The 12,358-nt window shown below is 72.1% G+C and carries 12 protein-coding genes; 8 read left to right on the top strand and 4 right to left on the bottom strand.

The window, feature by feature from the left end; all coding sequences use genetic code 11:
• From EUA93_RS05325 to EUA93_RS05315, 3 genes are all read right to left on the bottom strand, one after another.
• Positions 1-618 carry a hypothetical protein gene (locus tag EUA93_RS05325; protein WP_129399188.1) on the bottom strand — a complete coding sequence of 206 codons (618 nt, stop codon included), beginning with the start codon at positions 616-618 and terminating at the stop codon, positions 1-3.
• 77 nt (positions 619-695) lie between these two features.
• A complete protein-coding gene (locus tag EUA93_RS05320) occupies positions 696-1,586 on the bottom strand; it encodes a hypothetical protein (RefSeq protein WP_129399187.1) in 891 nt (296 codons plus the stop codon).
• Positions 1,587-1,638: 52 nt separating this feature from the next.
• Positions 1,639-2,043 carry a VOC family protein gene (locus tag EUA93_RS05315; protein ID WP_129399186.1) on the bottom strand — a complete coding sequence of 135 codons (405 nt, stop codon included), beginning with the start codon at positions 2,041-2,043 and terminating at the stop codon, positions 1,639-1,641.
• 178 nt (positions 2,044-2,221) lie between these two features.
• Between EUA93_RS05315 and EUA93_RS05310 the strand changes: the two genes are divergently transcribed.
• The 8 genes from EUA93_RS05310 to EUA93_RS05275 all read left to right on the top strand — a co-directional run bounded on the left by EUA93_RS05310 (position 2,222) and on the right by EUA93_RS05275 (position 10,974).
• Positions 2,222-3,283 carry an LLM class flavin-dependent oxidoreductase gene (locus tag EUA93_RS05310; RefSeq protein ID WP_129399185.1) on the top strand — a complete coding sequence of 354 codons (1,062 nt, stop codon included), beginning with the start codon at positions 2,222-2,224 and terminating at the stop codon, positions 3,281-3,283.
• A 103-nt stretch (positions 3,284-3,386) separates the two neighbouring features.
• Entirely contained in the window at positions 3,387-4,448 is a 1,062-nt protein-coding gene (locus tag EUA93_RS05305; protein WP_242497247.1) for an ABC transporter substrate-binding protein, read from the top strand.
• Positions 4,445-5,302 carry an ABC transporter permease gene (locus tag EUA93_RS05300; RefSeq protein ID WP_129399183.1) on the top strand — a complete coding sequence of 286 codons (858 nt, stop codon included), beginning with the start codon at positions 4,445-4,447 and terminating at the stop codon, positions 5,300-5,302. The genes EUA93_RS05305 and EUA93_RS05300 overlap by 4 nt, the downstream gene beginning before the upstream one ends.
• Positions 5,278-6,060: an ABC transporter ATP-binding protein gene (locus tag EUA93_RS05295; protein ID WP_129399182.1), complete on the top strand. Its 783-nt coding sequence runs from the start codon at positions 5,278-5,280 to the stop codon at positions 6,058-6,060. Before EUA93_RS05300 ends, EUA93_RS05295 begins: the two co-directional genes overlap by 25 nt.
• The gene (locus tag EUA93_RS05290; RefSeq protein ID WP_129399181.1) at positions 6,057-7,397 is read left to right on the top strand and encodes an LLM class flavin-dependent oxidoreductase; all 1,341 of its coding nucleotides are present in this window, start codon (positions 6,057-6,059) and stop codon (positions 7,395-7,397) included. Before EUA93_RS05295 ends, EUA93_RS05290 begins: the two co-directional genes overlap by 4 nt.
• Positions 7,394-8,437 carry an aldo/keto reductase gene (locus tag EUA93_RS05285; RefSeq protein ID WP_129399180.1) on the top strand — a complete coding sequence of 348 codons (1,044 nt, stop codon included), beginning with the start codon at positions 7,394-7,396 and terminating at the stop codon, positions 8,435-8,437. The genes EUA93_RS05290 and EUA93_RS05285 overlap by 4 nt, the downstream gene beginning before the upstream one ends.
• Before the next feature lie 113 nt (positions 8,438-8,550).
• Complete coding sequence (locus EUA93_RS05280) at positions 8,551-9,639, top strand: alkene reductase (RefSeq protein WP_129399179.1); 1,089 nt, start codon at positions 8,551-8,553, stop codon at positions 9,637-9,639.
• A gap of 162 nt (positions 9,640-9,801) precedes the next feature.
• Positions 9,802-10,974 carry a DUF418 domain-containing protein gene (locus EUA93_RS05275; RefSeq protein ID WP_129399178.1) on the top strand — a complete coding sequence of 391 codons (1,173 nt, stop codon included), beginning with the start codon at positions 9,802-9,804 and terminating at the stop codon, positions 10,972-10,974.
• Here EUA93_RS05275 and EUA93_RS05270 read toward each other — a convergent pair.
• Positions 10,952-12,337, bottom strand: coding sequence for an MFS transporter (locus EUA93_RS05270; protein WP_129399177.1), 1,386 nt, complete (start codon positions 12,335-12,337; stop codon positions 10,952-10,954). The genes EUA93_RS05275 and EUA93_RS05270 overlap by 23 nt on opposite strands.
• Between the last annotated feature and the right edge of the window lie 21 nt (positions 12,338-12,358).

Genomic DNA, 12,358 nt, shown 5'->3' with positions numbered 1-12,358 from the left:
TCACGCCTGCGGCAGCGGGCCGATGAGGTAGGCGTCGAGCTCGACGGCCAGTCCCCACCTCGAGCCCGCGCCGATGGTGAAGCGGGTCGAGGGCCAGCCGAAGCGACCGAGCTCGGCCTCCCAGAGCTTGCGTGCCCTCGCGCCGACCGCGTCGGCCGTGCCCTCCTGCTCGAGGGCGGCGGCGATCCCGTCGGCGTGCCTCACCACCTCCCGCAGGTGGTGCGGGACGGGGCCGTCCACGTGGGTGACGAGGGCGAGGAGGTACGCCGAGCTGTCCGGCGCCGCTGCGGCCATCCTGATGCCGTCGGCGGTCAGCCCGGCGAGGTGATCCGCCCGGGACGCGGTGCCGAGCAGGTCGCAGGCGTGCATCGCCCGCGCCCCGACCTGGAGGACCGGCGACTCCCCGACCAGCACGGCGATGTCGGCGCGCCGCCACGCCCGCGCAACGACGTACTCCTCACCGAGCTCCTGCTGGAGCCGCCACGCGATGCGGTCGGGGACGGGATGGTCGGCCCCGCTCGTGAGGACGAGGTGGGCCAGCTCGTCGGTGGCGAAGTCGTACGACAGCGAGGCGAGCGTCATCGCCAGGGCGCCGACGACCGAGGGGCTGGCAGTCATGCGCTCCATGGAACCGCGGGACGGGCCCCCGGGGGAAGTGCGTCGTGGAGACCCACCACATCGGGTAGGTGCCCGGCTCAGGTGCCGGGGTCCGCCCGACGGGCGAAGTACTGCTCGAGCTCACGGAAGGAGTCCTCGTCGAGCGCGGCCTCGGGGTCCGCGACGATCTCGCGCCGGATTCCCTCGCGCGCCGCCGAGTAGACCGGCGGGCTCAGTGCCCACGGCAGGTTGGCGACGTACCAGGGTCGGAAGACGCGCGCGCCCAGGGCCTGCAGGAGCACGGCGAGCAGGCCGGGCCGGCCGCGGCGCACCCAGAAGCCGACGACCCGACCGAGCACGGCGGCGGCCCCGAACGCCAGTGCCATGACCAGGAGCGTGCCGGCGATCTCGTCGCTCGCGAAGTTGTCCGTGACCGCCAGCAGGCTGCCGTAGTAGACGGGGATCAGCACGTCGACCTGGTCGAGCAGGGGGTTGACCTGGTCGGCGACCGCGGCGAGCTGGTTGATCGAGTCGAGGTCGGGCCTCGCGCTCCAGGCGTTGCCGACGTGCTCGATCGCCTCGCGGGCGTTGTCGATCGTGCCGCGGATGCCGTCGATCTGCAGCACGTCGCGCGCCCGGCCCACCTCGGCGTAGGTCGTCTCGATCGAGTCGAGCGTCGCCGAGCTCCGCGTCACCGTGCTCTCGAGCTCGGCCTGGGAGACGGTGTGCTCGTTGAGGTAGGTGACGGCCGCCTCGATCTCCTGCCGGTGCTCGACGACGTACTGGGCCCGGTGGTACTTCTCCGACAAGTTGGGCACGGCCCGGATCGCGTCGCCGGCCTTGCCGCCGACCGTGTCGGTGTCGCTCAGCGCCACGCTCAGCGCGGCGCCGGCACCGTAGGCCTTGATCCCGATCTCCAGGAGGGAGCCGAGCAGGAGCCGGCCCGGCTGCAGCCGTCGTCGCACGGTGGTGAGGTCCAGGCGGGTCATGCGCCTAGGTTCTCAGGGGTCCCGGCCAGATCCGGGACGCCGCGTGCGCGGGTCAGGCGTCGGGGCGCTGACCGTCGCCGCCGGCCCCGGACGACCAGGACGGCAGCTCCTGGAGCGCCCACTGGTTGCCGTCGGGGTCGGCGAGGTGGATGAACCGGCCCCACGGCTGGGGGTCGACCTCGCTCACCTCGATGCCGCGCGCCACCAGGTCGGCGTGGGTCGCATCGGCGTCCGCGACGACCATCTGCAGGTTGTCGAGCGAGCCGGGCTCCAGGCCCGTCAGCCCCCTGCCGATCGCGATCGAGCAGGCCGACCCCGGCGGGGTGAGCTGCACGAAGCGGATCTCCTCGCTCACCGTCTGGTCGTGGTCGGCGTGGAAACCCGCCCGCACGTAGAACTCCTTGGCCCGGTCGACGTCGGTCACGGGCACCATCACCAGCTCCAGCTTCATGTCCATGCCTCGAGGCTAGGACGCCTTCAGGTCAGTTCCTGTCCTCTCCCTCCCGATATCTGGGGACGATCCGGTAGGTCCGCAGGCCCAACCACCCACCAGTTCGTCCCTAGATAGCCGGGTCCGGACAGCTGGGTGTGTTATGTGTAGTAATTGAGTCGACAAAATGTAGAAAGGCGCAGCGATGGACTTCCTCTGGTACATCCCCAACCAGGTGACCCCGGGCCACCGGCTCGACGACACGGTCGAGGGGCACAACAGCCTGGCCCGGCTGACCGACCTCGCCCGCCTGACCGAGGACCACGGCTGGGGCGGCGCGCTGATCGGGACCGGGTGGAAGCGTCCCGACACCTTCACGGTCGCCACGGCGCTGGCGGCGGGAACCACGACGTTCAACCCGCTCGTCGCGATCCGGCCGGGCTACTGGACGCCGGCCCACTTCGCCTCGTCCGCCGCGACGCTCGACCAGCTCAGCGGCGGCCGGGTCAAGGTCAACGTGGTCAGTGGCCCGGACCACCAGCCGCAGTACGGCGACGACGAGGGCGACCAGGCGCAGCGCTACGCCCGGACGCGCGAGTTCATGCGTCTCGTCCGTCGCTACTGGACCGAGGACGACATCACCGTCGAGGGCGAGCACTACTCGGCGCGGGCCGCGACCCTCGAGCACAAGCCGGTCGCACGTCCCGGCCGTCCGCACCCGCAGCTCTACTTCGGCGGCGCGTCCGAGGCGGCCCAGCGCACCGCGGCGGCCGAGGCCGACGTGCAGCTCTTCTGGGGCGAGCCGCTCGACGGCGTCGCCGCCCGCATCGACCACCTGAGGACCCTGAGCACCGAGCTCGACCGCGACCTCCCGCCGCTCGAGTTCGGCCTGCGCATCACGACGCTGGTGCGCGACACCACCGAGGAGGCCTGGTCCGATGCCGAGGCGCGGGTCGCCGCGATGGCCGAGGGCAGGGACGAGTGGTTCGTCGACCCGAGCAGGCGCGTGGCCGTCGGCCAGCAGCGGCTCCTCGACCTCGCCGAGCAGGGCGACGTGCTCGACGAGTGCCTCTACACCGCACCCGGCCGGGTCGGCGGGGGTGGCGCAGGAACGACGTGGCTGGTCGGCTCGCCCGACGACGTCGCGAAGGCGCTGCTGCGCTACGCCGACCTCGGCATCACCCACTTCGTGCTGAGCGACACGCCGTACGAGCGGGAGATCGTCCGCGTCGGCGACTCGCTGCTGCCGCTCCTGCGCGACGCCTGACCGGGTGCGCACGGGTGACAGGGAAGTCCTGTCGTCCATTACTGAGGTTTATGTACTGACTTACATTACTTTGATGGTTCGACCCCCACGAAGGAGAACCCCCATGCCACGACGAGGGCTCACCCGCCCCCTGCTCCGCGCCGCGCTGCTCACCACGGCAGGCCTGATGGTCGCGACCCTGTCCGCGTGTGGCGGCGGCGACGCCGGACCGAAGCTCGAGCTCAGCGCGGCCCTCCCCGACGCCGCGCCCGACGGGACCGTGCTCCGCGTCGGCGACCCGGCCACGCAGGTGGCGCTCGAGACGTCCGGACTCATCGACGACCTCGACGTCGACGTCGAGTGGGCCAACATCACCGGCGGCCCGAAGACGCTCGAGGCCTTCCGCGCCGACGCCATCGACATCGGCTCGGTCGCGGACATCCCGCCGCTCTTCGCGCACTGGACCGGCACCGACGTCCGCATCGTCGCCGCCCGCGAGACCGTCGACCCGGCCGACCACCCGACCTACGAGCTCGGCGTCGCGCCCGGCGTCGACGTGTCCTCGATCGAGGACCTGAAGGGCAAGAAGATCGCCTACAGCCCCGGTCAGGCGCAGGGCGCGCTCGTGCTGAACGTGCTCCGTGAGGCCGGCCTCTCGCAGGACGACGTCGAGCTCGTCGAGATGCAGAGCGTCGACGACGCCTTCTCGGTCGCGCTGGCCAGCAACCAGGTCGACGTCGCACCGCTCGGCCAGACCCTGGTCAAGACCTACCTGGCCAAGTACGAGCAGGACGGCGCCACCACGATCCCGTCGGGCGTGCGTGACGACGCCTGGACGCTCTACGCGCCGACCACCGTGCTCGAGGACGCCGACAAGGCGGCCGCGATCAAGGAGTACGTCGGACTCTGGGCGCAGGCGCAGCAGTGGATCTCCGACCACCCGGACGAGTTCGCCGAGGCCTACTACGTCGACCACGAGGGACTCTCGCCCGAGGACGCGGCCTACGTCGTCGACGCACTCGGCCAGTTCACGGTGCCGACGAGCTGGGACGAGTTCATCGCCCGCCACCAGGTCACCGTCGACACGCTGGTGAAGGAGCAGGACCAGGAGCCGCTGGACGTCTCGACGCTCTACGACCGGCGCTTCGAGAAGGCCATCGCCGCCGCAGTGGAGGGATCGTCATGACCACGCTGACCGACAGCGTCACCACCCGACCGCGCTCGGCCGCGGCTCCGCAGGGCGCCGAGGACGTACGCCCCGTGCGTCGCCGCCTCGGCCCGGGCGCTCCGATCCGGTTCGGCGGCCTCATCGGCATCGCCGTGCTGCTGGCGGCCTGGGTCGTGGGATCTGCCACGGGCCTGCTCGACGAGCGCAACCTGAGCGCGCCGTGGACGGTCGTCGAGACCGCGGGCACGCTGGTGGAGAACGGGCGCCTGCAGGAGAGCCTGGTGACCTCCGGCGTCCGGGCCGCGCTCGGGCTCGGGCTCGGCGTCGTCGTGGGCACGGTCCTGGCGGTCGTCTCGGGGCTCTCCAGGATCGGCGAGTCACTGATCGACGGGCCGATCCAGGTCAAGCGGTCGATCCCGACGCTCGCCCTGATCCCGCTGCTCATCCTGTGGCTGGGCATCGGCGAGCCGATGAAGGTCATCACGATCGCGCTCGCGGTCTTCGTGCCGATCTACATCCACACCCACAACGGCCTGCGCTCGATCGAGGGCAGGTACGCCGAGCTGGCGGAGACCCTGGGCGTCACCCGCGCGGAGTTCGTCCGGCACGTGGTGCTCCCCGGCGCTATGCCCGGATTCCTCCTCGGCCTGCGCTTCGCGGTGACGTCGTCGCTGCTGGCGCTGGTCGTGGTCGAGGTCATCAACGCCACGAGCGGGATCGGCCACATGATCACGCTCGCGTCCAACTACGGCCAGACCGACATCATCGTCGTCGGCCTGGTCGTCTACGCACTGCTCGGCGTGTCCGCCGACGCGGTCGTCCGGCTCATCGAGAGGAAGGCACTGTCATGGCGTCGCACACTGGCGAGCTGAGCACCTCGCAGGACCCGGCGGTGCAGGTCACGAGCCTGCACCGCAGCTTCAACGAGGCGGGCGGGGTGCTCAACGGACTCGACCTCGAGATCGCTCCCGGCGAGTTCGTCGCGCTCCTCGGCCGCAGCGGCTCGGGCAAGAGCACCCTGCTGCGCGCGCTGGCCGGCCTCGACCGGGGAGTGGCCGGCCACGGGCGGATCGAGGTGCCCGAGAAGGTGTCGGTCGTGTTCCAGGACTCGCGGCTGCTGCCGTGGAAGCGGCTGCTCGACAACGTGACCCTCGGCCTCCGCGTGGGGGACGCCGAGGAGCGCGGGTCGCAGGCGCTGGAGGAGGTCGGCCTCGCCGGCCGCGAGAAGGCGTGGCCGCACGAGCTCTCGGGAGGTGAGCAGCAGCGCGCCTCGCTGGCCCGCTCGCTGGTCCGCGACCCGCAGCTGCTGCTCGCCGACGAGCCGTTCGGTGCCCTCGACGCGCTCACGCGGATCCGGATGCACACGCTTCTGCGCAAGCTCTGCGAGGTGCACCGGCCGGCCGTGCTGCTCGTGACCCACGACGTCGACGAGGCCATCGTGCTGGCCGACCGCGTGATCGTCCTCGACGACGGCGTCGTCCGCCACGACGCGCGGATCGACCTCGGCACCCGTCGCTCGCAGGCCGACCCGGCCTTCGCCCGGCTGCGCGCCCAGCTGCTCCACGAGCTCGGCGTCGAGGACGACCACGACGCCGTGCCCGGACGGCACGTCGAGAGGGCGGCCTCGTGACCCGACACCTCCACCTCAACCTCTTCATCTACCCCGACGGCCACCACGAGGCGGCCTGGCGCCACCCGGACAGCGAGACCGACCGGATCCTCGACATCTCCTACTACCAGGAGCTCGCGCAGAAGGCGGAGGCGGCGAAGTTCGACGCCGTCTTCTTCGCCGACGGTCCGTCGCTGGCCGAGAACATCAGGTACGCCGCCCGCTTCCGCCTCGAGCCGATCACCGTCATGACGGCGATCGTCGCGGCGACCGAGCGGATCGGCGTCATCGGCACCGCGTCGACGACCTACACCGAGCCCTACAACCTGGCCCGGCAGCTCTCGGCCCTCGACCACCTCAGCAAGGGCCGCGCGGGCTGGAACATCGTCACCACCGGTGCCGCCGACGCCGCCCTCAACTTCGGCCTCGACGCCCACCCGCTGCACCGCGACCGCTACGCGCGCGCCGAGGAGTACGTCGACGTCATCACGAAGCTGTGGGACAGCTGGGAGGACGACGCCGTCGTCGCCGACCGCGAGTCCGGCCTCTTCGCCGACACCGACAAGATCCACCGCGTCGACCACGACGGCGAGTACTTCTCCGTCCGCGGGCCGCTCAACGCACCCCGCTCGCCGCAGGGGCGACCGGTCTACGTGCAGGCCGGGTCCTCGGAGGACGGTCGGGCGTTCGCCGCGCGCTGGGCCGAGGCGATCTTCACCGCACACCAGACCCTCGGGTCGGCGCAGGAGTTCTACGCCGACATCAAGCAGCGGGCGCAGGCCGGGGGGCGGGACCCGCGCGGGCTCAAGGTGCTGCCCGGCATCAGCCCGTTCATCGGCTCCACGGCGCAGGAGGCCGAGGACCTGCACCAGCAGCTCAACGACCTCACGCAGCCGGAGTACTCCCTCGCCCAGCTGCTCCGGCTCACCGGCGTCGACCTGTCTTCGTACGACCTCGACGGGCCGTTCCCGCGCGAGGTGATCGACACCGACGGCGAGCGCAGCGAGGGCAGTCGCTTCCAGCTCGTGCTCGACATCGTCGAGCGGGAGGACCCGACGCTGCGCCAGCTGTGCCACCGCCTCGCCGGTGCCCGTGGGCACCGGGTCGTCACCGGGACGCCCGACCAGGTCGCCGACACCATCCAGCAGTGGGCGGAGAACGGTGCTGCCGACGGCTTCAACGTGATGCCGCCGTGGCTGCCGGGCGGCATCGACGTCTTCATCGAGGAGGTCGTGCCGATCCTGCGCAGGCGCGGGTTGTTCCGCGAGGAGTACACAGGAAGCACGCTGCGCGACCACCTCGGCCTCGTGCGCCCCGACAGCCAGTACGCCCCTACCCCGCAGAAGGAAACCGCATGAGCTTCGAGCACTACCGCCCCCTCGGTCGCACCGGCGTCCAGGTCAGTCCGCTGACCCTCGGCGCCATGATGTTCGGCGCCTGGGGCAACCCCGACCACGACGACTCGATAGCGATCATCCACCGCGCGCTCGACGCCGGCATCAACGTCATCGACACCGCCGACGTCTACGCCCGCGGCGAGTCCGAGGAGATCGTCGGCAAGGCGCTGAAGGCCCGCGGAGACCGCGACGACGTCTTCCTCGCGACCAAGTTCCACGGCTCCATGCACGACGAGGACCCCAACCAGCAGGGCAACTCGCGCCGCTGGATCGTCCGCGAGGTCGAGGCCTCGCTGCGCCGGCTCCAGGTCGACCACATCGACCTCTACCAGGTGCACCGCCCGCGTCCCGAGGTCGACATCGACGAGACCCTCGGCGCGCTGACCGACCTCGTGCGGCAGGGCAAGATCCGCTACCTCGGTACGTCGACCTTCCTCCCGTCGCAGGTCGTCGAGGCGCAGTGGGTGGCCGAGAAGCGCGGCCGCGAGCGTCCGGTGACCGAGCAGCCGCCGTACTCGATCCTCGCCCGCGAGGTGGAGCGCGACATCCTGCCGACGGCGCAGAAGTACGGCATCGGCGTGCTGCCGTGGAGCCCGCTGGCGGGCGGCTGGCTGTCCGGGCGCTACCGCCGCGGCGAGGAGCCGACGTACACCTCCAGCCGGATCGACCGGCAGCCCGCGCGGCACGATCCCTCGTCGCCGGAGAACAAGGTCAAGCTCGAAGCGGTGTACCAGCTCCAGGAGCTCGCCGACGAGGCCGGCCTGTCGCTGATCCACCTCGCGATCGGCTTCGTGCTCGCGCACCCGGCGATCTCCTCGGCGATCATCGGTCCGCGCACGATGGACCAGCTCGAGTCGCAGCTCGGCGTGGAGAAGGTCGTGCTCACCGCCGACGTGCTCGACCGGATCGACGAGATCGTGCCGCCGGGCACGACCCTCAACGAGGCCGACCGGGGCTACGCACCTCCGGCGCTCGTGGAGGCGGCGCTGCGGCGTCGCTGACACCCCACCGGGTGAGCGATGCTGTGAGGCATCTCTCGTCGGGGAACATCGGGGGCCGTGGGGTCGCTGAGGACAGTCGTACAGTCCTCAACTTCTCTGGAGGCAACACCCTCATGTCCCGTGCATTCGAGACGATCTCGGTCGGTCCCTGGCAGCTCCCGCAGCGCTTCGTGATGGCGCCGCTGACGCGCAACCGCGCCGGCGAGGGACACGCCCCCACCGGCCTCAACGCCGAGTACTACGGCCAGCGCGCCGGTGCCGGCTTGATCGTGACGGAGGGCATCGCGCCCAGCCAGGTGGGACAGGGCTACCTCGACGTGCCCGGCCTCTACACCGACGAGCAGGTCGCCGGCTGGCGCCTCGTCGCCGACGCCGTGCACGCCCGCGGTGGCGTGGTCGTCGCGCAGCTGATGCACGCAGGTCGCATCGCGCACGCCGACAACAAGGACGGCGTCGAGACGATCGCTCCCAGCGCCCTCCAGGCGCCCGGCGAGATGGTGACCGCCGACGGCTCCAAGCCCCACGACGAGCCCCGCGCCCCCGAGACCGACGAGATCGCCGGCTTGGTCGCGGACTTCGTCACGGCCGCCCGCAACGCGATCGCCGCCGGCCTCGACGGCGTCGAGGTCCACGGCGCGAACGGCTACCTGCTGCACCAGTTCCTCGACCCGACGGTCAACCTGCGCGAGGACGCCTACGGCGGTTCCCCGGAGAACCGCGCCCGCTTCGTCGTCGAGGTCGTCACGGCCGTCGCCGAGGCCATCGGCGCCGAGCGCGTCGGGCTGCGGCTGAGCCCTGCCCACCAGTTCAACGGCATCGGCGAGGAGGTCGGCGACGACCTCGACGCCACCTACCGCGCCGTGGTCGACGGTGTCTCCCCGCTCGGGCTGGCCTACCTGAGCCTGCTCGCCAGCCCGCTGGAGCCCCGTGAGGAGCTCGTGCGCGACCTGCGCGAGCGCTTCGACGGCCCCGTGCTGCTCAACGACGGCTTCGGCGACGTCACCACCCTCGACTCCGTCGAGCGGCTGCTCGAGACGGGCCTCGCGGACGCCGTCGTGGTCGGCCGCCCGTTCCTGGCCAACCCCGACCTGACCGAGCGCTGGCGCGAGGGTGCGGAGCTCAATGAGCCCGACCCCGACACGTTCTACGGCGGCGGCGCGAAGGGCTACACCGACTACCCGACGCTGGAGCAGGCCTCCTGAGGCTGGGCGCCTGAGGCTTGGCGCCTGACCGGGCGGGCGGTCACCGGATATCCGGTGACCGCCCCGGTTGTCGGCCGAGATCCAGGCCGACAACCGGGAGTCTCGGGTGCGAAGCACCCACTCCGGTTCCAATAATGGAGTGCGCGCTCTAGTATTGCCCGCATGACCACCGAGGCGTCAGCCCCCGCCGGCCCGCTGGCGCCGACCGCGCGGGCGCTCGGCCCCGACCTGGCACGCGGCGCGATGCTGCTCGCCATCGCGCTGGCCAACTCGCACTACTTCCTCGAGGGGCCGTCGTACCTCGGCGGCTACCCGCTCGGCGAGGGTCCGCTCGACCGCGCGGTCGCGTGGGCGACCACGACGTTCGTCGACGGCCGGGCCTTCCCGATGTTCGGCCTGCTCTTCGGGTACGGCGTCGCGCAGATCGCCCGCCGCCAGGCCGAGAGGTCCCCGAAGCAGGTGCGGCGACTGCTGTGGCGTCGCGCGCTCTTCCTCGTCGCGGTCGGCTTCGTGCACGCCACGCTGCTCTTCGTTGGCGACATCCTCGCCGCCTACGGCGTGCTCCTCCTGGTCGGCGCGTGGGCCGTGCGCTGGAAGGACGGGTGGCTGCTCGGCGTCGCCACGCTCTTCCTGCTGCTCACCGCACTGCCCGGCGAGGGCACGCTCGCCGATGCGACCGTCGGTCCCGACCTCGCGACCATGCTGCCCACCGACCTCGGCACCATGGTCGTCGAGCGAGCAGCCGCCTCCGCGTTCATCGCCTCACTGGGGCCGATCGGGTTCGCCTGCCCGTTCCTCGTCGGCCTGTGGGCGGGGCGGCGTCGGCTGCTCGAGCCGCCGTCCGCCGAGGCCCGGTCACGTCGCGTCCGCGGACTGCTCATCGCCGGTCTGGTCGGGTTGGCGGCAGCTGTCGGAGGCGCCCAGCCGCTCGCCCTGCTCCAGCTCGGCGGGCGCGCCGTCCCGGACGACGAGACGCTGTCGGTGCTGGCCGCGCTGCACGACGTGTCCGGGGTCCTCGGCGGGTTCGGGTACGCCGCCCTCATCGCGGTGCTCGCCCTGCGCCTCGAGGAGTCGGGTCGGGCTCGGGGCCGGGTGGTGCTGGCGCTGCAGGCCGTCGGGCAGCGGTCGATGACGTGCTACCTCGCCCAGTCGGTCGTGTGGACGCTCGCCTTCACGCCGGCGCTCCTCGGCCTCTCCGACGTCCTGTCGATCAGCGGCTGCGCGCTGCTCGCCACCGGCACCTGGCTGCTCACCGTCGCCCTCGCCGACTGGATGCGGCGCACCGGGCGACGCGGACCGTTCGAGGTCCTCGTCAGGCGGGCGACGTACGGCTGACGACGCGCGACGCGGCGAGCACCCCGAGCGCGCCGATCGCGACGGCGAGCAGGTAGACGACCGGGAAGGGGTCGATCCCGGCCCGCACCGCGGCGGCGTACGCGATGCCGCTCACCGACAGCGCGAGCGCGGCGCCGAGGGAGTCGGCGACGGTCAGGGCGGAGGAGTTGAAGCCCCGGTCCTCGTCGGTGGCCGAGGCGAGCATCGCGACGCCCGTGCGGGGATAGGCGAAGCCCATCCCGACGCTGCCGAGGACGTAGGCTGCCGCCGGCGCGACCGCGGGGACGCCGACGCCCTCCGAGCGCAGCCACACCACGAGCGCGATGAGCGAGATGCCGAGCAGGACCACGGCCGTGCCGAACCGCAGCGCCGTCGCGTGGGACACCCGGTCGCCGAGCCGCGACGACGCCTGGCTCGAGAGCGCCCAGACCACGCCGACGCAGGTGAGTGCGATGCCCGCCTGACCGGGAGTCAGGTCCCACCGCTCCTGCAGCACGTAGACGATGTAGGCCTCGGCGCAGAAGAACGACGCGGACAGCAGGCCGCGGGTGGCGATCACCGACGGCAGGCCGCGACCACCGGTCAGCGTGCCCGGCGGCAGCAGGGGTCGTACGCCGACCACGACCAGGACGAACGCCACGGCGGCGGCGACCAGGGTGGGGCCGGTGCCGGAGCCGAGGAGCTCCAGCGCGAGCACCGCGGCGGCGGCCAGCACGGCCCACCCGAACCGTGCCGGCGAGGCTGCGCCGGGCTCTGCCGGGACGGGCTGGCGGCGGGCGGTGCCGGTGACCATCACGGCCGCGACCGCGACCAGGACCACGATGCCGAGGAACACCCAGCGCCACCCCAGGGTGCTGGCGACGAAGGCCGCGACCCCCGGGCCGAACAACGCCGGCAGCACCCAGGCCGCTGCGAAGGCGGCGAAGACGGACCCCTGCAGGTGGGCCGGGTAGACCAGCCCGACGAGGACGTACGCCACCACGACCAGCGCACCGCCACCGAGGCCCTGGACGATCCGGCCGACGACGAACACCTCCATGTCGGCGGCCACCCCGCACACGACCAGACCGGCCGAGAAGCCCACCAGCGAGAAGAGCAGCGGCTGCAGCGGTCCACGCCGGTCGCACCACATGCCCGCGGCGACCATGCCGACGACGCCGCTGGCGAAGGGCGCGGCGAAGGAGAGCGCGTAGTAGTCGAACCCGTCGAGGCTGCGTGCCACCGTCGGCATCACGGTGGTCACCGCCATCGCCTCGAACGCGGCGAAGGCGATCAGCGAGAACAGGCCGATCGTGGTCGCGGCGTAGGCGGGGGACAGGATGCGCTCGCGCGGCGCGGTCTCGGGGGTCGTGCCGGTGGTCACCCCGTGACGGTAGGACCTCAG

Origin of the sequence: Nocardioides oleivorans, from assembly GCF_004137255.1 — a bacterium.
In the GTDB taxonomy this organism is placed as follows: Bacteria; Actinomycetota; Actinomycetes; order Propionibacteriales; family Nocardioidaceae; genus Nocardioides; species Nocardioides oleivorans.
This window is presented reverse-complemented; position numbering and strand designations above follow the sequence as displayed.

Excerpts from the sequence above, each read along its gene's own strand:
- EUA93_RS05325 (WP_129399188.1), bottom strand. The coding sequence starts at position 618 with ATGACTGCCAGCCCCTCGGTCGTCGGCGCCCTGGCGATGACGCTCGCC.
- EUA93_RS05320 (WP_129399187.1), bottom strand. The coding sequence starts at position 1,586 with ATGACCCGCCTGGACCTCACCACCGTGCGACGACGGCTGCAGCCGGGC.
- EUA93_RS05315 (WP_129399186.1), bottom strand. The coding sequence starts at position 2,043 with ATGGACATGAAGCTGGAGCTGGTGATGGTGCCCGTGACCGACGTCGAC.
- EUA93_RS05310 (WP_129399185.1), top strand. The coding sequence starts at position 2,222 with ATGGACTTCCTCTGGTACATCCCCAACCAGGTGACCCCGGGCCACCGG.
- EUA93_RS05305 (WP_242497247.1), top strand. The coding sequence starts at position 3,387 with ATGCCACGACGAGGGCTCACCCGCCCCCTGCTCCGCGCCGCGCTGCTC.
- EUA93_RS05300 (WP_129399183.1), top strand. The coding sequence starts at position 4,445 with ATGACCACGCTGACCGACAGCGTCACCACCCGACCGCGCTCGGCCGCG.
- EUA93_RS05295 (WP_129399182.1), top strand. The coding sequence starts at position 5,278 with ATGGCGTCGCACACTGGCGAGCTGAGCACCTCGCAGGACCCGGCGGTG.
- EUA93_RS05285 (WP_129399180.1), top strand. The coding sequence starts at position 7,394 with ATGAGCTTCGAGCACTACCGCCCCCTCGGTCGCACCGGCGTCCAGGTC.
- EUA93_RS05280 (WP_129399179.1), top strand. The coding sequence starts at position 8,551 with ATGTCCCGTGCATTCGAGACGATCTCGGTCGGTCCCTGGCAGCTCCCG.
- EUA93_RS05275 (WP_129399178.1), top strand. The coding sequence starts at position 9,802 with ATGACCACCGAGGCGTCAGCCCCCGCCGGCCCGCTGGCGCCGACCGCG.